Raw genomic sequence first — 25267 nt, 5'->3', positions numbered from 1 at the left:
GTACATTAGATGATTATGCCTCTTATCTAATTTATAATACAAATACTATTTTTAACAAATTTAACAGGTTCGCCACGATTTTGCTGTTATCTGAACAGATTAATAAGCAATGTCAGCATCATGATCCCGACCGTCAGGATAAGAATTTTGCGGACAATTTCTCCGTTGGTGCGGATAGCATGCTGACTGCCCAGATGGTTGCCGAGCAGACTGGCGGCGATCATCGGAATACTGATGAGAAAAGCAATGTGACCCGCCATAATAAAGGCAACCAACCCGCCGATATTAGACGCTAAATTAAAAATTTTAGATGTCGCGGAGGATTTCAGTAAATCGAGATTGTTGATCAGAAAGAGGCAGATAATAAAGATACTGCCGGTGCCGGGTCCGAAAAAACCATCATAAAACCCGACAATAAAACAGGTGAAAAAGACCAGCCAGACCGATTTTCGTACCGCACTATTCTGCTGCGCCTGCCCCAGCCTGCCTTTAAAGAATGCCGCCAGCAATCCGAGCGGCAACATACAAATGATAATGTAGGTTATCGTTTCAGCGGGCAGGTAAATTATCGCTTTTGCGCCGACCCACGCCCCGAGAAATGATGAAACAATTCCCGCCGGAATAATTTGCCAGTAAATCGATTTATTTTTAATAAAATTAGTAATAGCAGCAAGCGTACCAAAAGAACTGACCAGTTTTTCCTGTCCCAGCGCCATGTGTGGTGGCAGGCCGGTCAGCATAAACGCAGGGATTAAAATCAGCCCCGCGCCTCCGGCAATAGAATCAATATAACCGGCAATAAATGATGCGATCACTAACAGCGCCAGCCCCGCATAAAAATAGTCCGCCATCAGACTGTGTTCAATATACATCCGTATCCCTCTGTCTTTATTTTTATTCTGTTATTTCAGCATGTTGATTTGTCATATTATACTCTGAATAATTCCGGATACAGCCAGCGAACCAGCAATTCGAGTCAATAAGGGTATACCCAACGTCATTCAGGATGCAGGAAGGCGGCAAGGGAAAACAGACGGGGAGCATACATCAGTATGTGACCCGGCTGGTTACACGCCGCCAACGAACCTGCAGTTTGAATGAATAAGGGTATATATAAAAAAACGGCGCACAGAATCATACTGTGCGCCGTTATGCAGTGTAAACTGCCAGACAATTACTGTTCTGGCATCTGCGGCATCGGGCGGCGGAAACGGCGGGTCAGCCATAACATATAGATAAGACCCAACGCACCCCAGCTCAGCCCCAGTTCCATCGATTTAGCATCGAGATTGAACCAGAGCACTGTTACTGTTGCGGCACCAATAACCGGCAGGATCAGATAATTAATATGATCAGCCAGTGTTTTATTACGCCGCTCACGAACCCAGAACTGAGAAATCACAGACAGGTTCACAAAGGTGAATGCCACCAGCGCACCAAAGTTAATCAGCGCGGTCGCCGTAACCAGATCAAACCAGACGGCACTCAGCGCCAGCACACCGACTAACAGCACATTCAGTGCCGGTGTCCGCCATTGCGGGTGAACATAGCCGAAGAATTTCTCCGGGAACACGCCATCACGCCCCATCACATACATCAGACGCGATACCCCTGCCTGTGCTGCCATACCGGAAGCCAGTACCGTCACACAGGAGAAGACCAGAATGATCGACTGGAAGAATGCACCGGCTACCATATACATGATTTCAGGCTGTGATTCTTCCGGATTGGTAAAGCGTGATACATCCGGGAAATAAAGTTGCAGGAAGTATGACACGGCGATAAAGATCAGGCCGCCAATCAGCGCCGTCAGGAAAATCGCTTTCGGGATAACTTTACCGGCATTCGGTGTTTCTTCTGACAGGGAACTGATACCGTCAAACCCTAAGAAGGAGAAGCACAGTATCGTCGCCCCGCTTATCATCGGAATAAGCTCGGCATCTATGGAGGCAAACGGACGGAATGAAAGCAGTGAACCTGCACCTTCACCGCCGGACACGCCACGGATAAGCAACCCGACAAAAATAATCATGACCGCAACCTGAACCACAACAATCACGGTGTTGAGGTTTGCCACGACATTAATGCCGCGCAGATTGAATAATGTCATCAGGAAGACCAGTCCGCCGACGAAGACCCATGTCGGGCATTCCGGGAAAATCGCCTGAAGATAAATTTTGGCCAGCAAAATATTGATCATCGGCATGAACAGATAGTCCAGCAGCGATGACCAACCCACCATAAAGCCGATATGCGGACTCATGGATTTCTGGGCATAAGTATACGCAGAGCCTGCGGACGGGAACCGTTTGACCAGTTTGCCGTAACTCAGCGCAGTAAAAAGAATGGCTGTCAGTGCGATTGCATAAGACGTCGCGACATGACCGCTGGTAATTTCTGACACGATCCCGAAAGTATCAAAGATAGTCATCGGCTGCAGATAGGCAAGCCCCATCATGACAACCTGGACGAGAGTCAGTGTTTTTGCGAGTTGAACGCGGTTATTGGCACCAGTACGATTGCGGCCAATGTTGAGGGCGATATTATCCGACATGAGCGAATCCCCCCGTAACACCGACAATCATACTGATACTACTATCAGATGGCGTGTTACCGGGAAGACTTCGCATCTGCCTGTAGGCAGTGAAGAAAGAAGGGGTAGGAAGTGCTGTACGGGAGCATTTGGCTCCGTAGTCGTCGTTGCAGCAGCAGCCGGCGCCGATAGGCACAGGTGCAAAAGTAGAAAATTGCGCCATTTATCGCATCCTCAGATCCGGGGTTTACAACCCGGTAAAATTCGTAATAGTTATCCGGCCTTGCGGCCCCTTTTTGTCGATGACAGTTTTTTAGTGCAAAAAAAAAACCGATGCGGATAAATGCATCAGTTGTTTTTTTGGATGGCGCATTTTGCACCCCCCCGTAATAAATTTCAAGCCTTGATCGCCTTTATCAGGCAATTTTTTTTATATAGCGTTTTATTCACAGAATTTCTGTGACGAAACTTTGAAAATTTATAGCAAAAACGTTAAAAAATCCGGCTGATATCGTATTTCTCAGTGGAACTGACGCCATAAAAAAACACGGTTCCGCAGGGGAAACCGTGTTTTTGTACTCAGTAATAACTGACGGCCCTACCCAACGTCATTCAGGATGCAACCAACGAACCTGCGGTTTGAATGAATAAGGGTATATTAGAAATTATAATTCATACCAACATTATAACGACGCCCATCCAACGTTGCGCCGTAATCATCCATATCAATACGACGATCAAGCACGTTATACACGCCCGCTACAAAGTTCAGATCTTTGTTAATCTGATAGCTGCCGCCGATATCCACTGTGGCATAAGAACCAGTTCCCGATGCCATATTGGTGCGTGACAGGTAATCAGACGTTTTACCGCGGAAGTTCACCCGGCTCCAGCTTTTCACATCCTGCGTGGTATCCCAGTCAAGTGTCGCGTTCGCCATGTGTTTCGGGGTTTTATTCAGTGCTTTACCTTTGAATTTACCACTTTTCTGCTCGGAATTGGTGAAGGTATAGTTTGCTGATAATGACAGTGTGTCTGTCATTTCCCAGTTCATTATCGCTTCCACGCCGCGCATATTGGCTTTGTCGACATTGATACGGTCACTGACGAAAATGTAATCATTGCCTTCCGGATCTTTTTCGGTACATTTTATGTCTGTGCCTGTGCCGCAGCGGCGGATTTCCGTGATCTTATCTTTAAAGTCAGTGTTAAAGACCGTCAGGCTCATATTGAGGTTATCCTGATTGTTCCACATCACACTGATTTCTTCAGTAACGGTTTTTTCCGGTTTCAGATCCGGGTTACCAAAGATAACGGCATTCGAGTTACCGCCGCCGGTTGCCTGACCCCAGGAGGCTGTCGCCTGACGCAGATCCGGTGAACGGTAGCCTGTTGACACGCCGCCTTTAACCGACCAGCTTTCATCAAGATGCCAGACGCCGTAAACACGCGGTGTCCAGTGCGTACCAAAGTTTTCATCTTTATCCATACGCAGGCCACCGGTCAGCGTAAAGTCATTGGTCAGCGCCCAGTCATCTTCTGCAAACAGTGCCCAACTGTAACGTTCCAGCTTATTACCGTCCAGTTTATTGTTGTTATCTTTCAATTCCTCAAAGCGATACTGACCGCCGAGGCTTAACATATGGTCCCCCAATGGCAGTACAGTCTGATTGCGGGCAATAGTGTCGTAATATTCCATATCACGAGTGGGGTTTTTGGTTTCGTTACGCTGAACATAGCTGTTCATGCTGCCCCAGTCATACTGACCATCATGAGTCAGCGCATATTGCATCATTTCATATTTACTAAAGCCACTGGATTTTTTCTTCTTGTTTGATTCTGATGCACTTTTTTCCCAGCGGGAATCGCGGTGCTGGTTATCTTTTTTGAAATCGAAATCAATGCTGTTCTGCTCATCCGGTGTCAATGTCAGTGTACCGCCGCCGCTGGTCATTATCTGGCGGTTAAATCCGCTTGAAAAATTATCTTCACCACGATGGGAATACTGGCCATTCACTTTCATGCTCAGCAGGTTATCAACCAGCGGGCCGGCGGCATAGAAACTGCCCTGCCCGGTATTGCCGCTGTCTTTGCTTTCCGTAATGGTCGTATCAGCACGGACACTTGCATGCCACTCACCCTGTGCTTTACGCGTGATAATATTGATAACCCCGCCCATGGCATCCGAGCCATACAGTGACGACATCGGGCCGCGCACCACTTCAATGCGTTCAATCGCAGTGAGCGGCGGCAACCATCCCTGTTCAATACCGGAGTTATCACTATTAGGACGTGTTTCGCGGCTGGCAACGCGCTTGCCGTCAACCAGGATCATGGTGTATTTCGGATCCATCCCGCGGATACTGATGTCAGAAGAACTGCCGCCACCGGTAACCACCACACCCGGCACATCTTTCAGCGCATCGGTGACATCACGGTAAGCTTTACCTTCCAGTTCTTCGCGTGACACCACTGAAATGGTGGCAGCGGCATCTTCAATTTTCTGCTGAAAACCGGATGCGGTGGTCACCACAATCACATCCTCTTTAGCCGCGGCCTGTACTGCGGATACCTGTGCAGTAAGTGCTGCGATAACACCTAATGCCACTTTTCGTTTTGAAAAAATAACCATTATTTTTGATTCTCCAAGAAAGAAATATTATTTATGGACAATCGACATTTGCTCTGAGGACTTCATACTCTTCATGCAGAGTAATTATTCCTTTATTTTAATAATAATCACCCCTGCCGTTTCCGACATTAATAATTATTTTATTATTACCTTTTATAAGGCTAATTATATTTATATAGAAAATGATACAACAATATCAGACCGACACAGTCTGAATAACACCTGAGATTACACTTTCCTGCGAAAATGATTTTCGCAGGAAAAAATAAAAAATGACATTACCAGCCGGTTTATTATAACAGCGACGCCTCAGCCCTCGGCACCAGACCATCAATCACCACATGCGGGACAGCCTGTGTGCAGTGCTCTATGCGCCCGCGCACACCGTAAACCCGTGCAAGACTGTCCGGTGTAATAACCGCTTCGGGTTCACCTTCCGCAATTAGATTACCGTCTTTCAGCATTAATATATGGTCGCCATGACGCAACGCGATATTAATATCATGAACAACCACAACCGTTATAATATTCCGCCGCTGCGTTTCACGTTTGACTAAATCCATCACATGATATTGATAATTTAAATCCAGCGCACTCAGAGGTTCATCCAGTAATAATAATGACGGCTTGCGAATTAAGGATTGTGCCAATCCGACTAATTGCTTTTGTCCGCCGGATAATTGATCCAGATAATGCAGCGCCAGATGTTCAATACCTAATTGTGACAGCAAAGACATCACTTCATTTTCACTGTCATTGTCCGATACCCCGCCGGATGCACGCTGTGCCACAATCACCGACTCCAGCACATGCAGATGCACACCTGCCGGTAATGTCTGCGGCAGATAAACCACTTGCTTTGCACGTTGTGCAAAATTCATCATGGTCAGGTCATGCCCGTCCAGCAGCAATTCACCGGTCGCTTTATTCAGCCCGGCGAGCGCACGCAGCAGGGTGGATTTACCACTGCCGTTCGGTCCGAGCAGCACGGTGATTTTTCCGCGCGGCAAGGGTGCCACATTCAGGTTTTCAATGATTTTACGTTTCGGATAACCCGCGTAAAAATCGTTAATTTTTAATCCGTTACCAGACAGTGTGTTGATATCCATCTTACATATTCCCCTTATGACGCAGGATCATGCTCAGGAAGAACGGCACACCTACCAGTGATGTAACAATACCAACCGGAATAATAACGCCGGGGATCAGGTTTTTCGAGGCAATCGATGCCATCGATAACACCAGCGCCCCTATTAATGCACTTGCCGGTAAATAGAAGCGGTGATCTTCACCGAACATCATCCGGGCAATGTGCGGTGCCACCAGCCCGATAAAGGCAATCGGTCCGACAAATGCCACCGCCAGTGCTGTCAGAATACTGATGCGCAATAAGGTCCGAGACGCAGACGGCGCACATTAATACCAAAACTGACCGCGCGGTCTTCACCCAGGCGCAGCGCCGTCAGCTTCCAGGAGTTACTCATGGAAACCGGCAGCAATATCGCAAAAGCCAGCGCCATCACGCCCAGTTTAATCCAGGTGGCACGCGCCAGGCTGCCCATTGTCCAGAACACCAGTCCCTGTAAGGTATCTTCCGTGGCAATAAATTGCATCATGGACACCAGGGCATTAAAGGTAAAAACCATTGCGATACCGAACAGTACCACACCGGAAGTCGCCACGCGTGTCCAGCGGGTAATACCATCGAGCATCATTGCAGAGAGCAGTGCAAATACAAAAGCGTTAGCTGAAACCAGCCACTGATCCGGTACGCCCGGAATACCCAGACCGAGGACAATCGCCAGCGCAGCACCAAATGATGCCGCGCTGGACACCCCGAGGGTAAACGGGCTTGCCAGCGGGTTATTGAGAATGGTCTGCATTTCAGCACCGGCAAGACCGAGGGACATACCGACCACCACTGCCATCAGGGCATACGGCAGACGGATATCCCAGACAATCACACGGGTTCCCGCAGAGACACTTTCCGGCGACATCAGCGTCTGCCACAGCGCCTCAAGAGAGAGCCCGGAAGGTCCCATCGTGAAATCCAGCAGTACAGTACAGAGAATAATGATTATGACCGCTGACATCATCATCAGCCGCCTGCGCAGTAAGTGCCGGTAATGTGATTTTACATCACACGCCAAATCACCGTCTGTCTTACCCGGCGTTGTCTGTAACATTGCTTCTGTGCTAACACTCATTCTTCAAATACCTGCTGACTACGTAATATTATTTTCCGCTGACCCAGTATGTTCCTGTCGGTTCAACAGCGAGGAACTGACTGTACATCTCATCCATGGTTTTCTTCGGATCTAAATCTTTAAACTGCTCCGGATAGAACCACTTGGCAAACATCTGTGCGGCCAGCACGTTGTAAGGAGAGTTATAATAGTTGTGCCAGATGGCATAGTCACGCCCTTCTTTCACCGCCGTCAGCGTATTAATACCCTTACGCTCCGTAATGGCTTTAAGGCTGGCTTTTGCTTCTGCCTCTGTCGCTTTAGCACCCAGTTGCACACCGGCATCCGTACTGCCCGGCTCTTTTGCACCGCTGACCAGATAAATATACGGGTCAACCGCGATCACTTTCTCCAGGTTCATTGTCCCCAGTGGAGTAGGTAATACCGCTTTAGCGATATTTTTGCCCCCGGCGAGATCAATAAAATTACCGAGATTACCATCACCGGCAGTACCGCAGCAGTCAGGGAATGCCCCGGCACGCAGGTCGATAAAGACGGTTGGTTTTTTATCTTCCGGAATGTTATCTGTCACATCCGTCACTAATTTCATCTGCTTTTGATAGAAATCTTCAAAGGCTTTGGCTTTCTCTTCGCGGTGCAGCACTTTACCCAGCACACGCATGCCCGGCAGCGTATTTTTCAGTGGCTCATTACGGAAATCAACAAACACCACCGGGATACCGGCTTTTTCAAGTTGTCCGACGAGTTCGCTGTTTTTACCCGGCCCGTGACCTGCCAGACCAAAAATAGCCACATCCGGATTAAGCGTTAACACTTTTTCTGAACTGACACTGTCTGATGTGGTGTTACCGATCAGCGGGATATTGTCGATTTCAGGGAATTTAGCTTTATAAACAGCATAAGATTGCGGGTCGAGCTTGCGGAAATCGCCCTGCCACCCGGCAATACGCGCCAGTGGTTTATCACCTTCCAGCAGTGCCACTGCGTGGATCATACGCCCTTCCCCTAACAGGATGCGCTCCACTTTTTCCGGAACCTGAACTGTACGCCCTGCGGCATCAACCACTGTTTCAGCCCATGCGGTACTGCTCATCAGTACGGCACCTGCCACCAGACTCAGGCTGAGCCCCTTTGCTACAGAAACTAATTTCACGTTACCGACTCCTGTTATCTGTCAGAAATTGGCGATAACAATAAAGCAAATAAGAACTCTTATCAATACGGAATAATTATCTTCCTCATTACAATCTGTCTACCTTTCCTGTAATAACGATATATCGAAAGATAACACAACTGTATTTATACAATTAATAGATAAAACATCTGACTTAATCAATAAAATTAGTTTCAATGTTACTGATACACCAACAGCGTCTGTTACAGACAGACAAAAAAAAACCTGACCAATAAAGTCAGGTTTTTTATCAATTTACGTGATAAGTCACACTATCAGGCAGGATCCGGTTATTTATGGCTGCCGGGAAAGTCCATTTCACCATAGCGGACAAAACGGGTGCGTTTGGTAATTTTGTAACCAAACCAGATAGCGAGGAACAGCGGTAATCCGATATACGTGGCGACCACACCTACCCAGTCAATCTGATCCTGAAGGAACGCTTCATAGTTCTGTCCCAGGGTAATGCCCAGACACAAAACAAAGGCAAAGATAGGACCCACCGGGAAGAAGCCGGAACGATACGGGAGATCTTTCAGGTCATAGCCCTGGGCAATATAGCCTCTGCGGAACCGGTAATGACTGATGGCAATACCGAGCCAGGCGATGAACCCGGTCATCCCCGAAGCATTGAGCAGCCACAGATACACCGACTGATTACCAAACATAGACGTCAGGAAACAGAGTGCGGCAACCACTGTTGTGGCGATCAGCGCATTACGCGGCACACCGCCTTTTGATAATTTACCGAATATTTTCGGTGCTTTACCGGATCGCGCCAGGGTATACAGCATACGGGTTGATGCATACATACCTGAGTTACCCGCAGACAGAACGGCTGTCAGAATAACTGCATTCATTACTGCCGCAGCAGACAGTAAACCGGCACGTTCAAAGACCAGGGTAAACGGACTGACGCTGATATCCGATGTGCCGTTACGCAGCAGGTTCGGGTCTGTATACGGTATAATCAGGCTGATAACTAAAATAGCCAGCACATAAAACAGCAGGATGCGCCAGAACACTTTACGCACCGCTTTCGGAATATTTTTCGCCGGATCTTTTGATTCACCCGCCGCAATACCAATAAGCTCAGTTCCCTGGAAAGAGAAACCGACTATCATTGCCACCCCGATCATCGCAGCGAATCCGCCTTTAAACGGCGCTTCCCCGATGGTCCAGTTGTGCCAGCCCGCACCTTCACCACCTTTCATAATTCCGCTGATCATCATGATACCCACAATGATAAACAGAATAACGGTAGTAACTTTAATTAATGAGAACCAGTATTCCGCTTCACCAAACCCTTTAACAGAAATGAAGTTGATCAGGAACATGATCGCAAGGAAACCGGCACTCCAGACCCAGCCCGGAATTTCTTCCGCCGGGAACCAGTAGGTCATCACCAACTGAGCTGCCACCAGGTCAACAGCGATAGTAACCGCCCAGTTGTACCAGTAGTTCCAGCCCAGTGCGAAACCAAAACCTTCATCGACATATTTTGCGCCGTAGGTAGCGAAAGAACCGGATACCGGCATATATGCTGCCAGTTCGCCCAGGCTGGTCATTAAGAAATAGACCATTAAGCCGATAATTGCGTAGGTTAACAGCGCCCCGGCGGGTCCCGCCTGAGCAACTGTTGCGCCGGAGGCAACAAATAATCCGGTTCCGATGGAACCCCCGATGGCAATCATTGCCAGATGGCGCGCTTTTAATTCACGGCGCAGTGTCCGGGGTTCTTCACCCGCAGATTGATTCGCTTGCTGAGACATTACAATCCTGTTTTATGTTGTTCTTTTTGATCCACTGAGCACGATTGTAGCGAAATCCCGGGGCAGTACACAGCAAATATGCAGTATTATAAGATACCTGCATAATTGATACGGGATTATAAGCACCCGGCTAATAATTGCCGCCGCAGACCCGGCGGCAGAGAACAGGCAACCTCAGCGGCAATAGGTCAGGAAGGTATTCAGCGCATTGGAGATATGCTTCTGGCGGTGATAGATACGAAACAGTGTACGGGTCAGGATAAGCCCGCCGACACGCACCTCCGCCAGCAGCCCGTTATGCAGTTGCTCATCTATTACCCTGCGGGACAGACAACTGATACCCCGCCCGAAACGTACCGCATGTTTAATAGCCTCGGAATTACCCAGTTCCATTTCCACACGAAAACCCGGCAGACGGGTAAACAGGATTTGATCCAGCACTTCTCTCGTACCAGAACCGCGCTCACGCAATATCCAGGATGCATTCTGCAAATCATTCAGTGTTACAATATTCTTATGACTCAGCGGGTTATCCGGGCTGCAAAAAATCACCAGTTCATCTTCCAGCCAGGGTTCGGTAATCAGTTCAGGGGAGTGACACGCGCCTTCGATAAGCCCCATATCCACACGAAATTCCAGTACCGATTTAATCACGTCCTCAGTATTGGAGATATATAACTCCAGCGGGGTGTTTTCATGCACCGCCCGGTACGTTCCCAGGATTTTCGGCAGCATATAGTTACCGATTGTTGTGCTGGCAGCGAAACGTAATGCACCGGCATCCGTTTTGAACAGTTGTTCAATTTCACCGGCCTGCTCCAGCAAAGCAACAGCTTTGGGGTATAATAAACGCCCGTGCTCATTGGTCACCAGGCGTTTTCCGACCCGGTCGAATAGCTGAACATTCAGCTGGTTTTCCAGATCAGTCAGCGAGGCGCTCACAGCGGACTGTGAGAGTGACAGTTGGAGGGAAGCTTGTGTCGTCGAACCGGACTTCTGAACTTCTGCAAAAACTTCAAGTTGTCTCAGTGTGATGCGCATGGCAGCGATCCCTTATTTTATCCCGATTTTTATCATCATATTAACATTATACTTATAATTTAACATTGCGATTACCGCTAACCTGATTTTTAGATTGATTATAGAATTATTATCAATTTTTAAAATATTACGCTTTTCGCTATGCTGTTGCCCATCGCTATTTGTTTGTGAAAACCAAGTTTGTGAAAACCACTGAGAGTCAGATGAAAACAGAAAAAACCAAAAATACTGCCGCATCAAAGTGGCTGAAACTTATCCCGGGCTTTATCCTGGCGGGTGTCCTGACAACCGCCGCCATGTTACTCGGTGAGATGCCGTGGTTTATTAACCTGGGTCTGGGCGCACTGACACTGGCTATTTTACTGGGCATTGTGGCAGGCAATACGGTATATCCGAAATTAAAGCCGCAATGTGAACACGGTGTGGGGTTTGCCAAACACTATTTTTTACGCGCAGGTATTATTTTGTATGGTTTCCGCCTGACCTTTCAGCAAATTGCGGATGTCGGTCTCAGCGGTGTGATTGTCGATGCCGTTATGCTGACAAGTACATTTTTTATCGCAATGTATATCGGGCGTAAATGGTTCGGGCTGGATGAACAAACGGTGATCCTGATCGGTGCCGGCAGCAGTATCTGTGGTGCTGCCGCTGTCATGGCAACAGAGCCGGTCGTGAAAGCCCCCGCCAGTAAGGTTGCTGTCGCTATCTCAACCGTGGTTATTTTCGGGACGCTAGGGATCTTCCTCTATCCGTGGCTGTTTCACCTGAATGCCGCCCTCGGCTGGCTGCCGTTTAATGAAATGAGTTTTGGTGTGTATGCGGGGTCCTCCGTGCATGAAGTGGCACAGGTTGTGGCGATTGGTCATGCTATCAGCCCGGATGCAGAAAATGCCGCGGTAATCAGTAAAATGATCCGCGTAATGATGCTCGCGCCATTCCTGCTGATCCTCTCGCAATACCTGAGCCGTCTGAACAACAAAGCCCGCGGTGAAACGCAGACAAAATCCAAGATCACCATTCCGTGGTTTGCCGTTTTCTTTATCCTTGTGGCCGGATTTAACTCGTTTCATCTGATCCCTGAAGTGATTGTCCGTCAGATAATCATTCTGGATACTATTTTGCTGGCAATGGCCATGGTGGCGCTGGGCTTAACCACACATGTCAGTGCTATCCGCCAGGCAGGGATTAAACCGATGCTGATGGCGCTGGTGCTCTTTGTCTGGCTGATTATCGGCGGCGCGGCAATCAACCTGGTGATTCCGTCACTCCTGAGCTGAACAGGTTGTCCCGGTTGTGCGACCGGGACTTACCGCCACTGCAATCTCCTTTTCCTTATGCCATAATCGGCACAAAGAAGGAGAATAAAAAATGAAATATGTAGGAGCACACGTCAGCGCCCTCGGGGGTGTTGATCAGGCCGTTTTACGCGCACATGAGATAGGTGCCACAGCATTCGCGCTGTTCACCAAAAATCAGCGCCAGTGGAAAGCGGCTCCCTTGTCAGAAAAAGTTATTACGGCATTCAAAGCCAACTGCAAAAAATACGGCTACGGCAAAGGTCAGATCCTGCCTCACGACAGTTACCTGATTAATCTCGGGCACCCGGAGCAGGAAGCACTGGATAAATCCCGCGATGCCTTTCTGGATGAATTACAGCGCTGTGAGCAGTTAGGCATTGATCGCCTCAATTTTCACCCCGGCAGTTTTCTGAACAAAATCGCGGTTGATGATTGCCTGAAACGCATTGCTGAATCCATTAATATTGCGCTGGATAAGACAACCGGTGTAATTGCCGTCATCGAAAACACCGCCGGTCAGGGAACCAATCTCGGATTCCGTTTTGAGCAGCTTGCCGCCATTATTGACGGCGTGGACGATAAATCACGGGTCGGCGTTTGTATCGATACCTGCCACGCCTTCGCGGCCGGGTATGATTTACGGACGGCTGAAACCTGTAAAGCGACGTTTGATGAATTTGAGCGCGTAGTTGGATTTGAGTATCTGAAAGGGATGCACCTTAATGATGCAAAAAGCGAATTCGCCAGCCGCGTTGACCGTCACGACAGTCTGGGGATCGGCAAGATAGGTAATGCACCGTTTGAATTTATTATGAAAGATAAGCGGTTTGACGGCATCCCGATGGTACTGGAAACCGTTAATCCGGATATCTGGCCGCAGGAAATTGCGTGGCTGAAGTCTCTGGCGAAATAACCCGGCTCAGACCGGGTTCAGCGTAATCCGGGCCATCATGGCAGCCAGTTCGGCGCGGTCACGAACACCTACGCCGGGCTGGCTCACTGCCAGTGCGGAAACCGCGGTCGCCATCCGCAATGTGTGTTCACTGCTCTGGCTCATCAGCAGACCATACACCAGCCCGCCGACCATTGAATCGCCTGCGCCAACGGTACTTATCACCTCACAGTGCGGTGGTTTGGCAAGCCAGGCACCGGACGCATTAACCCACAATGCGCCTTCCTGCCCTAATGAAATCACCACATGGGCAATACCTTTATCCCGCAACGCATGGGCGGCAGTGATAACATCAGCCAGTTCCGGCAAAGGTTTCCCCGCCCAGATTTCCAGCTCATGACGGTTGGGTTTAACCAGCCACGGTGTGGCTTTCAGACCCGCCACCAGCGCCTCGCGGCTGCTGTCAAAAATGATGCACGGACATAACTGACGCAGTTTGCTCATCCAGGCAGTAAACCACGCGGGTTCAACGCCTTCCGGCAGACTGCCGCTGACCACCACCATGTCAAATTGCCCGAGCCAGGTCAGTGAATCCGTCATAAATTTCTGCCATTCACTTTCCGCGATGCGAAAACCGGAGAAATTAAGATCCGTCACTGCCCCGCTGTTTTCCGTAAGTTTGACATTAATACGGGTGCGCCCGGGGATAACATGGAAGCGGTTTGCCAATCCGTTTTCACTGAAAAAATACTGAAATTCTTCCTGATTTTCTTTTCCCAGAAAACCACTGACGGTGACATCCACGCCAAGATCGCGCAGAACTTTTGCCACATTGATGCCTTTTCCCGCAGGATGTAACCCGACAGTTCTGACACGATTCACCTCGCCCAGCTCAAGGGATGAACACATCCCTACCAGGTCATAGGCCGGATTTAAGGTAATAGTGGCTACTCGACGGGTCATCAGCCGGAGGCTCCCTCAGTTATTATTGGCTAACGTGCTCTAATCATTATTGATATTCAATGGCGTGATGAACAGACCACTTTTGAATCGTTTCAGTTATAACACACCCGACGGGATATTCTATGCTCTGAATCATTCAATTTGCAGGAAGACCTTATCAAAACAAAACACACTGTCAGACCGGCGGGTCGCAGTGTAACATAGCACCTGTAATCTGATTGAAAATAAGGACAGAATAATGTCAGTTGTTGTCGGCACCGGTGTCATCATTATCAATAACAAAGGTGAGGTTTTGCTGGGAAAACGCAGCGGAAAACATGCACCTTACTGGTCAATCTTCGGCGGTCATGTTGATCCCGGGGAAACCTTTGAAGCCTGTGCTATCCGTGAAATTCAGGAAGAGGTTGGTATTACCCTGAGTAACCCGCAGGTTATCGGGCTGTGTAATAACCTGCAAACTTATCAGGAAGAGGGTAAACACACGGTGTCTGTTTGTCTTCTGGCAAAATATGACAGTGATACTCTGCCTGTTATTCAGGAGCCGGATAAATTCAGCGCTATTATGTGGTGCAACCCTGATGTCCTGCCCGAGCCACACTTTGAGGCCAGCCGTAATGCCATTCATCTGTGGCAGACACAGCAATTTTATCTGAAAAAATAACAGGCTGAACCTTCCTGCTCTGCTCAGTCAGGTAAAGAAGTTGCTCATTAATTACTCATTCGTATCGTAATTCATGAATTTACCGGTTTATCTGCTTTACAACCTTCGATCACGGTCGTATCATCAAGCTAGTACACAGAACTAGCGTATACAGAACCAGATAACCGGAGAATTTTATGAGCAGTGATGCAATAACCCAGACCAAACGCCCTTCTGTCCTCGGCGGTGCCATGATTATCGCCGGCACCGCAGTCGGTGCCGGTATGTTTTCCATTCCGGTTATGACGGCGGGTGTCTGGTTCACAGGCTCAGTGCTGCTGCTGATTTACACCTGGTTTTGCATGTATATGTCCGGGCTGATGATCCTGGAAGCAAACCTGAATTACCCGACCGGTTCCAGCTTTCACACTATTACCAAAGATTTACTCGGTAACGGCTGGGCGACAATTAACGGGCTGTCTATTGCCTTTGTCCTGTATATCCTGACTTACGCTTATATTTCTGCAGGCGGCTCGATGCTTCAGGAAAATCTGTCTTCGCGGGGATTATCGATAACACCGGCGATGAGCGGACTGCTGTTTGCCGCCGTTGTTGCCGTGATTGTCTGGATCTCAACCAAAGCTGTCGACCGTCTGTGTACTATTCTTATCGGCGGTATGGTTATCGCGTTTGTGATGTCCGCGGGCGGAATGGTCACAGAATTTAAACCGGCTATTTTATTTAATACCGCAGACCCGGATGCACATTATCTGCCTTATGCGCTGGTGGCTCTGCCGTTCCTTCTGACCTCTTTCGGGTTCCACGGAAATGTGCCGGGACTGGTAAAATATTATCAGAAAGATGCAAAGTCAGTGGTGCGCAGCCTGTTTATCGGCTCCCTGATTTCTCTGGTTATTTATATTTTATGGCAGTTTGCCGCGCAGGGTAATGTGCCACGCGCAAACTTTAAACAAGTTATGGCTGAGGGCGGTAATATCACTGCGCTGTTAGGCCAGATGAAAGCCGTGATCCGCAGTGATGCGACCGTCAACCTTCTGAATTTATTTAGTTATATGGCGCTGGCAAGCTCATTCCTGGGGGTATCGCTGGGATTATTTGACTACCTTGCCGATTTCTTTAAATTTAAAGATAACGGCACCGGCCGTCTTAAATCAGCCCTGTTTACCTTTGTTCCGCCGGCAGTACTGGCCGTGCTGTATCCGGACGGTTTCCTGTATGCCATCGGCTTTGCCGGACTGGCAGCCACTATCTGGGCGGTCATTGTTCCGGCTCTGATGGCAAAAGCCACACGGCGGCGCAATCCGACGGCGGCATACCGGGTTCCGGGCGGCAATGCGATGATCATCTTTATTATTTTATTCGGCGTAATTAATGCAGTAACCCATATTTTATCAATGATGAATTTACTGCCTGTTTACCGCTGATTACCGACCTGTTAACACCCGCAACCATAAGGTATGCGGGTGTTTTTCATTCTCAGCGCCGCCGTTGTAATTTAGGCTTGCACATTGGAAAAACTACGCGTAATTTTGTCGCCAATCAGGAGGCTGTTTTGGCTTCTTTTATAATCAATATTTAAGTAACGGGACATATTATGGCTAAAGCCAATGAAATTAAACGGGGTAGTGCAATCAGCTATAACGGCAAACTGCTGATAGTGAAAGATGTCGACGTCCAGACACCAAGCGCCCGCGGTGCCAGCACCCTGTATAAAATGCGTTTCACCGATGTCCGTACCGGGCAGAAAGTGGAAGAGCGTTTTAAAGGCGATGATATTCTGGAGACCATCACACTGTCCCGCCGCGCGGTTCAGCTCTCCTATGTGGATGGCGATGAATATGTGTTTATGGATGATGAAGATTTCACTCCGTATCCGATGAAAAAAGAGCAGATCGAAGATGAATTACTGTTTATTCCCGAAGAAGGCTTACCGGGGATGCAGGTACTGACAATGGATGGACAGGTTCTGGCGCTGGAACTGCCTCAGACAGTTGATATGGCGATCGTGGAAACCACCCCGGGAATCAAAGGGGCATCAGCCAGTGCACGGACAAAACCGGCAACAATGCCTACCGGACTGGTGGTTCAGGTGCCTGAATATCTGAGTGCCGGTGAAAAAATCCGTATTCATATCGCGGAACGCCGTTATATGAGCCGCGCAGATTAATTCGCGCTATCAGTAATTAACGGTTTGTTATCCGGGTTACCGGTTTTCTGCCACCGGCGGGAACCGGATAACTCAGGGGCATTCATTCTTCCGCTCAGAAATAATCCACCCGCAAATAGCCTTCACCACGTTGTTCACTCAGTACAATATAGGATGTCCGTCCCACCGACTGCGGCAGGCGTCCCTCCGATAATTCACCGTCCGTTATGATATCGCGTATACGGTCTGACCTGCCATCGCGCAAACAGCTATATTCGAAAGCAGGTGATTGCCTGTACGGTTGCTTTCCGGCCTGTTGATTGCCGGGTGTCAGTACACGAACCTCACACGCTGCATTCACCACACTGCCCGCAAGCAAAATAGTCCCCTCACTCATTGCGCCCGCACAGGTCACAGCCGCAGATAAGCTAAACAATATACTGCTGATAATCGTTTTCAGATGACTCACGCAGGCACCCCGCTGGTACTTTCATTCTGACAAACGCCTGTTAACGTTATCTTTGTTATAGCGCGGAAAATGAAAGAAAAGAAGAGGAAACAGGTATCGCGTTGCGTTACATCACACGATTGACCAGTTTCCCCTGCAGTAGTTAATTGTGAGCTTTGTCCTGCATTAAAGGTAACTGACTACCACCATCGCCAATGATTTATTGTCATCAATCCATTTTAGTTTTGCATGCCCGATATTTGCGGGGATCAGATTTGCGAGCGATGTGGTTTTTTTGGTAATGGTTTTTGTATTGAGCTGTTCCTTATTCATCCCTGAGCGGTAACAGCGGGAGCTGATATCATTTGTCTGAAAATCCATCATGCAGGGACCTTCAACAATAGCTCCGTGGAATATAATAATGCCTGATGAACCACGGTTTTTAGTCTCTGATGCAGATGTAGTATTACTGATTAACAAGCCGAAAACAGAGATAAAGAATAGTAACTTTTTCATGGTATACCTCGTTGGGTAGTCTGTTGCGGGGCAGTCCGTTTGCCTTCACAATGAAAAAATGCGCTTATTCTTTATCGACACTATGTCATTAATCTTTACCGTTATATAACATTCAGCCCTGTTTTTTTTTAGTATCATGCCAGAGGTTTATCCCAAAACCTCCTTTACCATTGCTCCATGTTGTACGTATTATCCATTTCTTGTTCACCTAACACTATTATAGTGCATATCTGAAAATTAACATTATTTACATTAAAATAACATTTATTTTTTCCCTCTTTTTGCCTACCCGTTTTCAGCGTAATTCTGTCAGAGTGGAGACCTGATTTTTTACTCAATTTCCCGGTATTATCAACGGATTAAAGAATGACCCTGCAACGTCTCACTGCTCCCCTCGTCCTCAGTCTGACAGGTGTGTTTCTGTTTTTGTCCTGGTATCTGCCGGTCAGTAGTGACCTGTGGGCATATTCTGACAATGCGGTGTTCCGTTTTTTCAACGATCCGCTCGCTACCCAGCATACTCTGAGCACCTTTATTGCCATTATTAATAACAGGGCATTTGATCTCGCCGCACTGCTGACAATGGGAATACTGTATTACGCGATATTTCGCCGCAAAGATGCCGCCGGTAAACGCAGGTTGGTCATGGCAGGAATAGTGATGGTGGTAAGTGCGGTTATTATCAACCAGATTGGTCAGTTGCTCCCTTTTGAGCGCCTGAGCCCGACACTGTCAGTTGAGCAGGCGAACCGGGTCAGTGATATCACGGGTATCTGTACAAAAGATGCATCTAAAAGCAGTTTTCCTGGTGATCACGGGCTGCTGCTGATGATTTTCACCGCTTTTGTCTGGCGCTACGGCGGATTTCGTTACGTCCCTGCCGCAATGCTGATAATCATTATTTTCTCTCTGCCCAGAATTATGTCAGGTGCCCACTGGCTTACAGATGTTATGGTCGGATCGTTATCGCTGACACTAATCAGCATGAGCTGGCTGCTGATGACCCCTCTGAGTGACTTATTTGTTAATTTTTTGGTTCGGCGGATGCCCCGTACTTCCGATATAACAAAGATTATTTCACATTAAATAAACATATTTAGCATCCTTTTCTGATTGTTTTTACTGACAAGTTTAATGTTTTGTAAATAACCGCCTTTACCTATCGCCATTTCAGGTTCCTTTATGTAGTATCAATCCGTTCGATTATTATGAATAGATTAGTTTCATCAATAATACATCATTATCTGATGCCGGCTGGCTCTGTACTAAATAATTGTATTGAATATAAAGTGTGTTGTTCCACACGTTTTTTTATATAAACGTATTGTACATCTCAGTGTATTTAACTAGTGTGAATATGTTTTGTTTATTTCAGTGGCATTTGTCACATAAGGACTGCAAGGGAAAACTCATACATGGTCACATCTCAACCAATTCTGAGATATGTCATCCGGATAGTTCCGGCTTTGATTATCGCAGCGACGTTATCGGCATGCAGCACATCACCGAATACAGCACGTCAAGTTCAATCTGAAACCCGTACAACTAATTTTGCCTTGCAAGCGTCTCAGGATGAATTCGAACAGTTAGTAAATAATGTTGATGTAAAATCTAAACTGATGTCTCAGTATGCCAGCTGGAAAGGTGTATCTTACCGCCTCGGTGGTACTACCCGTTCAGGTATTGATTGCTCTGCTTTTGTCCGCCAGACATTCCGTGACCAGTTTGGTATGGATCTGCCCCGCTCCACCGCAGAACAACAAAGTGCCGGCAAAAGTGTAAAACGTACAAAATTACAGGCCGGTGATTTGGTCTTATTTAAGACCGGTAAATATCAGCGTCATGTCGGTATCTATGTTGGTAACGATAAATTCGTCCACGCATCCACATCAAACGGTGTAATCGTTTCGAATATGACAGATAAGTACTGGAATAACCGTTATTATGACGGACGTCGTTTAATAAAGTAATGTTGTACTTCCCTTGCAACATATCCTTATAAATAAAAAAGCTTCCTGAAAAGGAAGCTTTTTTATTTATAAGTTAAGTGTGGCTCATTAATTCTGTTCAGTTCCGCGTACGACATCCGAAAAGCGCTGTTAACCGCAATTCAGAACGGGTAAAGAGCTGATATATTCTCTGCAATCGCCGCACCCGCTGTTTTCAGCGCACACAATGCCATACCCTCATCAGCACTGCGCAAAAATAAACACGGCTCACCTTCCCAGATCAGGATCACACTGTCAATCTGTAATCCTTCCAGATGCGCCCGGATAATACAGAGCGCATCATGTGTTGATTTATGGCCATGACTCAGTAATTTTAAGCCTCTCAGGCTCTCTTCCCCGTATACACGGGTTTCCGGTAAAGCTTCTACCTGCTGTCCGGTATCATGACCGGACAACCGGTAATGTTGTGGTAAGCGGGTAACAACCGAAAGCGCGTTACTATTCACACTGCCATCCTGTCATGCTGTGCCGGTGGATTATCTGTCGTTACTTTTTCCGGTACTATTCCACGGGAAAAACGAACATTAAATATTCAGATAAGCTAAAACACCGGTTATAGACTTCAGTCTCAGCTATCAAACACATTATGTTTTTTAGCTCAATATTAACATCATTAATTCATCTGACCCTATTTGTATACTGTTTTGTTAATTTTCTCAACCTGTTTATTTTATATCATATAGGCGGAATTGAATTTATAAGGATATAATCTCCCGGTGAAAATATGGAAATACACGCAAATATAATTTGAAATCAGTTAATTATAAAAACGGATGGTTACTTCGTGGGTTTGTGCGCGGTTTTCAACCAGAAAATGCCTTTACATTAGTGTAACTTTTTATGATTCAGATCAACCTGATACTATGCAGATAATTAAGCAGGGTAATCATTCGACAATTACTGTTCTTACGCGCAAGCTGCGGCTCAGGTGAATACCGGAGCCGGCAGAGAGGAAAGTAATCAGGCAAAACGCCGGGCATACAATACTAATGATGCCGCAATCAGGATACACAATGCCATCGCACCGACCATCGGCCAGACCGTGGTCATTTCAAACGATGCCACTACCGCACCCACACCGGCACCAATACCAAAGCGCAGAACACCAGCCAGAGAAGATGCGGTTCCCGCCATGTGCGGATAGTCATCAAGGATAACCGCCATCGCGTTCGAGGTGATCATGGCGATATTTCCCACATAACAGGCGACACCAATCAGAATGGCAATAAAACCAAGATCAGCAACAGCGGCAAACATCAGCCAGCATCCGGCAATAAGCTGCACCACAAGCCCGGTACGCAGCATGTTCAACGCACCAAAGCGGCGGACATAGCGGCTGTTAATCGTTGTCATAATAAACAGAAAGACGATATTCAGCGCAAAGCAATAGCCGAATTCCAGCTCCGTCAGACCATAAAGCTGAATGTACACAAAGGAGCCTGCGGAAAGAAACGAAAACATACCCGCAAATGAAAACCCGGAGGCCACCATATAGCAAAGCACCTGTTTCTGACGGAACAGGACAACAAACTGCCCCAGCATCGTGCGCATCCGAAATGGCTGGCGGCGCTCTTTCGGCAGGGTTTCGCGGATAAAAAAGAGTACCAGTACGGCAGCGATCAATGCTGCCACCATAATTGTCCAGAAAATGGCATGCCAGCTGAACCACAGCATCAGTAAGCCGCCCATAATCGGGGCAATCAGAGGTGCAATTGTCATCACCAGCACAACAAACGACATACTGCGGGAGAATTCATCTTTCGTGAACATATCCCGCATCAATGCATTGATTACCACACTGGCAGCCGCCGCCGCAAAACCATGCAGCCCGCGCATACCGATAAAGGTATCGATATCTTGTGACAGTGCACATCCCGCAGAAGCCAGCGCAAAAATCAGTGTCCCGCCCAGAATAACCGGTTTTCGTCCGAGCGCATCCGCCATCGGTCCGTACACCAATTGCCCGGCGGCAAAGCCAATCAGATAGCTGTTGAGGGTCATCTGAACATCGCCCTCAGAGGCACCGAAGTCACGGGCGATGGTCGGCATGCTTGGCAGATACATATCGATTGCCAGTGGCATCAGCATCGATAACAGGCCCAGAATAAAAATCAGGCCGAAATAAGTCGAACGTTGCGATTGCACGCCTGTTACTCCGTATTTAATTCGTTATATCCCCTTATTCATTCAAACCGCAGGTTCGTTACCTGCAACCTGAATGACGCCGGGTATAAGATTTTCAGAAGACTGACTGAATTTCCTCATCAGTCAGCGGGCGGTATTCACCCGGCGCCAGAGTTTCATCCAGAACAATGCCACCGATCCGCTCGCGGTGCAGTGCATTGACATGATTACCGGCTGCTGCAAACATCCGTTTTACCTGATGATAACGCCCTTCTGAGATAGTCAGGCGCACATCCTGCGCTGTAATTATCTCCAGTCGCGCCGGTTTGGTCGGATGTTGTTCACCGTTGAGCATCACACCCTGAGCAAACAGAGCCGCCGTATCATCCGCGACCGGCGCATCAAGTGTCACGCGGTAGGTTTTTTCACAGTGATGTTTCGGTGAAGTGATACGGTGAGACCACTGACCGTCATCTGTCATCAGCACAAGCCCGGTGGTATCAATATCCAGCCGTCCGGCGGCGTGTAATTTATGTGCAACCGGTTCATCCACAAAATAGAGGATTGTCGGGTTAACCGGGTCATCCGTAGAGCAGACATAGCCCTCCGGCTTGTTCAGCATAAAATAACGGGGGCCTGTAACATGCGACATGATATTGCCGTCATAAGCCACTTCATTGTCCGCGCTGATTTGACGTGAACCGCTTTTCACGATTTCACCATCAACAGTAACCAGCCCTGTGCGCAGTTCTCTGGCAACAAGGGTCCGGCTGATGCCCGTCTGATGGGCAAGGAATTTATCCAATCGCATGATTGTCTCTTAAAATGACGCGCCCGTGAGCGCAACCGGCAGATAGTGTGAAAGATTTATTTTGATAATAACAGCAGAAATAATTATAACAACAAAGCATCAGAATAGCAGCGCCTTTCCCGTGGTTTATCGCCCGGTGCGCAGTCAATTATCACGCCTGAAGTATGGTATGCTACTACCCTGTTTCCTGTACCAACCCGCCGGAGTATTCATGGCTTTCACCCTGCGCCCCTACCAGCAGGAGGCTGTCGACGCCACACTGCACTATTTTCGCAAGCACACCACACCGGCGGTCATTGTTTTACCGACAGGTGCCGGGAAAAGCCTGGTGATTGCAGAACTGGCGCGACTCGCCCGCGGGCGGGTACTGGTACTTGCTCATGTGAAAGAACTGGTTGAACAAAATCACAGCAAATATCACGCTTATGGATTAAATGCAGGGATTTATTCAGCAGGCCTGGCGCAAAAAGAGTCCTCACAAAAAGTGATATTCGGCAGTGTGCAATCTGTCGCGCGTAATACTGACGATTTCAGCGGTGCCTTTTCCCTGCTGATTATAGATGAATGCCACCGCATCAGCCTGAGTGAAGACAGCCAGTACCAGCAGGTCATACAGCATCTGCGTAAAACTAATCCGGGTCTGCGGATCCTGGGGCTGACCGCCACCCCTTACCGGCTCGGCAGCGGCTGGATCTATCAATATCACTATCATGGCATGATCCGCGGTGAAGATACGTGTTTTTTCCGTGATTGTATCTATGAACTGCCGCTGCGCTACATGATAAACCATCACTATCTGGTGCCGCCTCAGCGCCTGGACATGCCGGTTCTGCATTATGATTTCACGCAGGTGCCGGTCAGCTCTCTTGGTATTTTTGATACACAGGCACTCAACCGTGAGCTGAAAAAACAAAAACGCATCACACCACAGATTGTCCGTCAGATAATTGAATACGCCGCACCCCGTCAGGGCTGCATGGTATTTGCCGCCACCGTGGAGCACGCAGCGGAAATTGTCACTCTGCTGCCGGCAGGAGACGCCGCGCTTATCAGTGCAGATACCCCGGCACAGGCGCGGGAAGAGGTGATCCGCGCCTTTAAAGCCCGCAAACTGCACTATCTGGTCAATGTCTCCGTGCTGACCACCGGGTTTGATGCGCCGCATGTGGATGTTATCGCTATTTTGCGCCCGACTGAATCAGTCAGCCTTTACCAGCAAATTGCCGGGAGAGGATTGCGCCTGTCCCCCGGGAAAACAGAGTGTCTTATCCTCGACTATGCCGGAAACCCGCATGATCTCTTTATGCCGGAAGTAGGGACTCACAAACCAAACAGCAAAAGTCAGCCGGTGCAGGTGTTCTGCCCGCTCTGCGGATTCGCCAACCTCTTCTGGGGAATATGTACTGACGACGGGCACATTATTGAGCACTATGGCCGCCGTTGTCAGGGAATTATTGATGCCGATGATGATTCCTCACGCCATCAGTGTGATTTCCGCTTCCGCTTCAAACTCTGCCCGTCCTGCAACGGTGAAAATGATATTGCTGCGCGGCGCTGCTGCCATTGTGATGAAATCCTCAGTGATCCTGATGATATGCTCAAAGCAGCACTGCGCCTGAAAAATTCGCTGGTATTACGCTGCGGTGGCATGACCCTGACCCCCGGCGCAGATAACCGTGGTGAATGGTTATCCGTTAATTATTATGACGAGGATGGTACATCCGTCAGTGAACGTTTCCGCCTGACAACTCCCGCACAGCGCTTTGTGTTTGAAAAACAGTTTTTAGCGCAGCATTTACGTGCGCCGGGTGTTCCGTTTAACTGGCAGGATGCACAATCGGTGATTAACCAGCAAGTTCTGCTGCGTTACCCTGATTTTATTGTCGCGCGCAAAAAAGAACCATATTGGCAGATCCGGGAAAAAATCTTTGATTATCAGGGCCGTTTTCGTAAATCCGATAGTCTGGCGTAATCTTATACTTCGCTTTTCCGGTTTTATACCGGGTTTCGTTTGCCGTTTGTCCGCATTTTCGGTAAAAT

At 48.1% G+C, this 25267-nt stretch carries 21 protein-coding genes and 1 pseudogene; 8 read left to right on the top strand and 14 right to left on the bottom strand.

The window, feature by feature from the left end; all coding sequences use genetic code 11:
- Nucleotides 1-86 precede the first annotated feature (86 nt).
- From AYY17_RS19215 to yieE, 8 genes and pseudogenes are all read right to left on the bottom strand, one after another.
- Nucleotides 87-872 carry a sulfite exporter TauE/SafE family protein gene (locus tag AYY17_RS19215; protein WP_067426447.1) on the bottom strand — a complete coding sequence of 262 codons (786 nt, stop codon included), beginning with the start codon at nucleotides 870-872 and terminating at the stop codon, nucleotides 87-89.
- Nucleotides 873-1174: 302 nt separating this feature from the next.
- Nucleotides 1175-2554: an APC family permease gene (locus tag AYY17_RS19210; protein WP_067402779.1), complete on the bottom strand. Its 1380-nt coding sequence runs from the start codon at nucleotides 2552-2554 to the stop codon at nucleotides 1175-1177.
- 637 nt (nucleotides 2555-3191) lie between these two features.
- Nucleotides 3192-5165, bottom strand: a complete 1974-nt coding sequence (locus AYY17_RS19205; protein WP_067426445.1) for a ligand-gated channel protein — start codon at nucleotides 5163-5165, stop codon at nucleotides 3192-3194.
- A 293-nt stretch (nucleotides 5166-5458) separates the two neighbouring features.
- On the bottom strand, nucleotides 5459-6274 hold the full coding sequence (locus AYY17_RS19200; RefSeq protein ID WP_067426443.1) for an ABC transporter ATP-binding protein: 816 nt from the start codon (nucleotides 6272-6274) through the stop codon (nucleotides 5459-5461).
- Nucleotide 6275: 1 nt separating this feature from the next.
- Nucleotides 6276-7351 (bottom strand): annotated as a pseudogene (locus tag AYY17_RS19195) (FecCD family ABC transporter permease).
- 49 nt (nucleotides 7352-7400) lie between these two features.
- Nucleotides 7401-8525 (bottom strand): ABC transporter substrate-binding protein, encoded by a 1125-nt coding sequence (locus AYY17_RS19190; protein ID WP_067426442.1) that lies wholly within the window; start codon nucleotides 8523-8525, stop codon nucleotides 7401-7403.
- A gap of 311 nt (nucleotides 8526-8836) precedes the next feature.
- Nucleotides 8837-10318, bottom strand: a complete 1482-nt coding sequence (locus AYY17_RS19185) for an amino acid permease (protein WP_067426441.1) — start codon at nucleotides 10316-10318, stop codon at nucleotides 8837-8839.
- A gap of 174 nt (nucleotides 10319-10492) precedes the next feature.
- Complete coding sequence (gene yieE, locus AYY17_RS19180; RefSeq protein ID WP_067426439.1) at nucleotides 10493-11359, bottom strand: DNA-binding transcriptional regulator YeiE; 867 nt, start codon at nucleotides 11357-11359, stop codon at nucleotides 10493-10495.
- 203 nt (nucleotides 11360-11562) lie between these two features.
- Between yieE and AYY17_RS19175 the strand changes: the two genes are divergently transcribed.
- Both AYY17_RS19175 and nfo read left to right on the top strand, forming a co-directional pair.
- The gene (locus tag AYY17_RS19175; RefSeq protein ID WP_067426437.1) at nucleotides 11563-12636 is read left to right on the top strand and encodes a YeiH family protein; all 1074 of its coding nucleotides are present in this window, start codon (nucleotides 11563-11565) and stop codon (nucleotides 12634-12636) included.
- 91 nt (nucleotides 12637-12727) lie between these two features.
- Nucleotides 12728-13570, top strand: a complete 843-nt coding sequence (gene nfo / locus AYY17_RS19170) for a deoxyribonuclease IV (protein ID WP_067426435.1) — start codon at nucleotides 12728-12730, stop codon at nucleotides 13568-13570.
- Nucleotides 13571-13576: 6 nt separating this feature from the next.
- On the opposite strand, the gene fruK is transcribed toward nfo, so the two are convergent.
- A complete protein-coding gene (fruK, locus tag AYY17_RS19165; protein WP_067426432.1) occupies nucleotides 13577-14512 on the bottom strand; it encodes a 1-phosphofructokinase in 936 nt (311 codons plus the stop codon).
- 238 nt (nucleotides 14513-14750) lie between these two features.
- Here fruK and AYY17_RS19160 point away from each other — a divergent pair, with 238 nt between their 5' ends.
- The 3 genes from AYY17_RS19160 to yeiP all read left to right on the top strand — a co-directional run bounded on the left by AYY17_RS19160 (nucleotide 14751) and on the right by yeiP (nucleotide 17340).
- The gene (locus AYY17_RS19160; protein ID WP_067426431.1) at nucleotides 14751-15173 is read left to right on the top strand and encodes a nucleotide triphosphate diphosphatase NUDT15; all 423 of its coding nucleotides are present in this window, start codon (nucleotides 14751-14753) and stop codon (nucleotides 15171-15173) included.
- A gap of 176 nt (nucleotides 15174-15349) precedes the next feature.
- Complete coding sequence (gene mtr, locus AYY17_RS19155; protein ID WP_067426429.1) at nucleotides 15350-16597, top strand: tryptophan permease; 1248 nt, start codon at nucleotides 15350-15352, stop codon at nucleotides 16595-16597.
- Between the two features lie 170 nt (nucleotides 16598-16767).
- Nucleotides 16768-17340, top strand: coding sequence for an elongation factor P-like protein YeiP (gene yeiP / locus AYY17_RS19150; protein ID WP_067426428.1), 573 nt, complete (start codon nucleotides 16768-16770; stop codon nucleotides 17338-17340).
- Nucleotides 17341-17434: 94 nt separating this feature from the next.
- Here yeiP and AYY17_RS19145 read toward each other — a convergent pair whose 3' ends face one another.
- Nucleotides 17435-17788, bottom strand: a complete 354-nt coding sequence (locus tag AYY17_RS19145; RefSeq protein ID WP_067426426.1) for a hypothetical protein — start codon at nucleotides 17786-17788, stop codon at nucleotides 17435-17437.
- 165 nt (nucleotides 17789-17953) lie between these two features.
- Entirely contained in the window at nucleotides 17954-18283 is a 330-nt protein-coding gene (locus tag AYY17_RS19140) for a hypothetical protein (protein WP_067402822.1), read from the bottom strand.
- A gap of 366 nt (nucleotides 18284-18649) precedes the next feature.
- Between AYY17_RS19140 and AYY17_RS19135 the strand changes: the two genes are divergently transcribed.
- Nucleotides 18650-19369: a phosphatase PAP2 family protein gene (locus tag AYY17_RS19135; protein ID WP_067426422.1), complete on the top strand. Its 720-nt coding sequence runs from the start codon at nucleotides 18650-18652 to the stop codon at nucleotides 19367-19369.
- Nucleotides 19370-19698: 329 nt separating this feature from the next.
- Entirely contained in the window at nucleotides 19699-20253 is a 555-nt protein-coding gene (gene mepS / locus AYY17_RS19130) for a bifunctional murein DD-endopeptidase/murein LD-carboxypeptidase (protein ID WP_067402827.1), read from the top strand.
- 140 nt (nucleotides 20254-20393) lie between these two features.
- On the opposite strand, the gene AYY17_RS19125 is transcribed toward mepS, so the two are convergent.
- The 3 genes from AYY17_RS19125 to rsuA all read right to left on the bottom strand — a co-directional run bounded on the left by AYY17_RS19125 (nucleotide 20394) and on the right by rsuA (nucleotide 23227).
- Nucleotides 20394-20738, bottom strand: a complete 345-nt coding sequence (locus AYY17_RS19125; protein WP_067402830.1) for a YejG family protein — start codon at nucleotides 20736-20738, stop codon at nucleotides 20394-20396.
- Between the two features lie 514 nt (nucleotides 20739-21252).
- Nucleotides 21253-22437 carry a Bcr/CflA family multidrug efflux MFS transporter gene (locus AYY17_RS19120; RefSeq protein ID WP_067426420.1) on the bottom strand — a complete coding sequence of 395 codons (1185 nt, stop codon included), beginning with the start codon at nucleotides 22435-22437 and terminating at the stop codon, nucleotides 21253-21255.
- 94 nt (nucleotides 22438-22531) lie between these two features.
- Nucleotides 22532-23227, bottom strand: a complete 696-nt coding sequence (gene rsuA, locus AYY17_RS19115) for a 16S rRNA pseudouridine(516) synthase RsuA (protein WP_067426419.1) — start codon at nucleotides 23225-23227, stop codon at nucleotides 22532-22534.
- A 211-nt stretch (nucleotides 23228-23438) separates the two neighbouring features.
- Here rsuA and AYY17_RS19110 point away from each other — a divergent pair, with 211 nt between their 5' ends.
- Nucleotides 23439-25199 carry a DEAD/DEAH box helicase gene (locus AYY17_RS19110; RefSeq protein ID WP_067426417.1) on the top strand — a complete coding sequence of 587 codons (1761 nt, stop codon included), beginning with the start codon at nucleotides 23439-23441 and terminating at the stop codon, nucleotides 25197-25199.
- The last annotated feature ends 68 nt before the right edge of the window (nucleotides 25200-25267 follow it).

Source organism: Morganella psychrotolerans (genome assembly GCF_001676055.1).
GTDB classification, from domain to species: Bacteria; Pseudomonadota; Gammaproteobacteria; order Enterobacterales; family Enterobacteriaceae; genus Morganella; species Morganella psychrotolerans_B.
The sequence above is the reverse complement of the archived record's forward strand: the minus strand, read 5'-3'. Positions and strand labels throughout refer to the sequence as shown.

Bases quoted from the DNA above. Each gene is read 5' to 3' on its own strand.
- mtr (WP_067426429.1), top strand. From the start codon at position 15,350: ATGAGCAGTGATGCAATAACCCAGACCAAACGCCCTTCTGTCCTCGGC.
- AYY17_RS19135 (WP_067426422.1), top strand. From the start codon at position 18,650: ATGACCCTGCAACGTCTCACTGCTCCCCTCGTCCTCAGTCTGACAGGT.
- rsuA (WP_067426419.1), bottom strand. From the start codon at position 23,227: ATGCGATTGGATAAATTCCTTGCCCATCAGACGGGCATCAGCCGGACC.
- AYY17_RS19175 (WP_067426437.1), top strand. From the start codon at position 11,563: ATGAAAACAGAAAAAACCAAAAATACTGCCGCATCAAAGTGGCTGAAA.
- AYY17_RS19210 (WP_067402779.1), bottom strand. From the start codon at position 2,554: ATGTCGGATAATATCGCCCTCAACATTGGCCGCAATCGTACTGGTGCC.
- yieE (WP_067426439.1), bottom strand. From the start codon at position 11,359: ATGCGCATCACACTGAGACAACTTGAAGTTTTTGCAGAAGTTCAGAAG.
- AYY17_RS19140 (WP_067402822.1), bottom strand. From the start codon at position 18,283: ATGAAAAAGTTACTATTCTTTATCTCTGTTTTCGGCTTGTTAATCAGT.
- mepS (WP_067402827.1), top strand. From the start codon at position 19,699: ATGGTCACATCTCAACCAATTCTGAGATATGTCATCCGGATAGTTCCG.
- AYY17_RS19160 (WP_067426431.1), top strand. From the start codon at position 14,751: ATGTCAGTTGTTGTCGGCACCGGTGTCATCATTATCAATAACAAAGGT.
- fruK (WP_067426432.1), bottom strand. From the start codon at position 14,512: ATGACCCGTCGAGTAGCCACTATTACCTTAAATCCGGCCTATGACCTG.
- nfo (WP_067426435.1), top strand. From the start codon at position 12,728: ATGAAATATGTAGGAGCACACGTCAGCGCCCTCGGGGGTGTTGATCAG.
- AYY17_RS19205 (WP_067426445.1), bottom strand. From the start codon at position 5,165: ATGGTTATTTTTTCAAAACGAAAAGTGGCATTAGGTGTTATCGCAGCA.
- AYY17_RS19185 (WP_067426441.1), bottom strand. From the start codon at position 10,318: ATGTCTCAGCAAGCGAATCAATCTGCGGGTGAAGAACCCCGGACACTG.
- AYY17_RS19110 (WP_067426417.1), top strand. From the start codon at position 23,439: ATGGCTTTCACCCTGCGCCCCTACCAGCAGGAGGCTGTCGACGCCACA.
- AYY17_RS19200 (WP_067426443.1), bottom strand. From the start codon at position 6,274: ATGGATATCAACACACTGTCTGGTAACGGATTAAAAATTAACGATTTT.
- AYY17_RS19215 (WP_067426447.1), bottom strand. From the start codon at position 872: ATGTATATTGAACACAGTCTGATGGCGGACTATTTTTATGCGGGGCTG.
- yeiP (WP_067426428.1), top strand. From the start codon at position 16,768: ATGGCTAAAGCCAATGAAATTAAACGGGGTAGTGCAATCAGCTATAAC.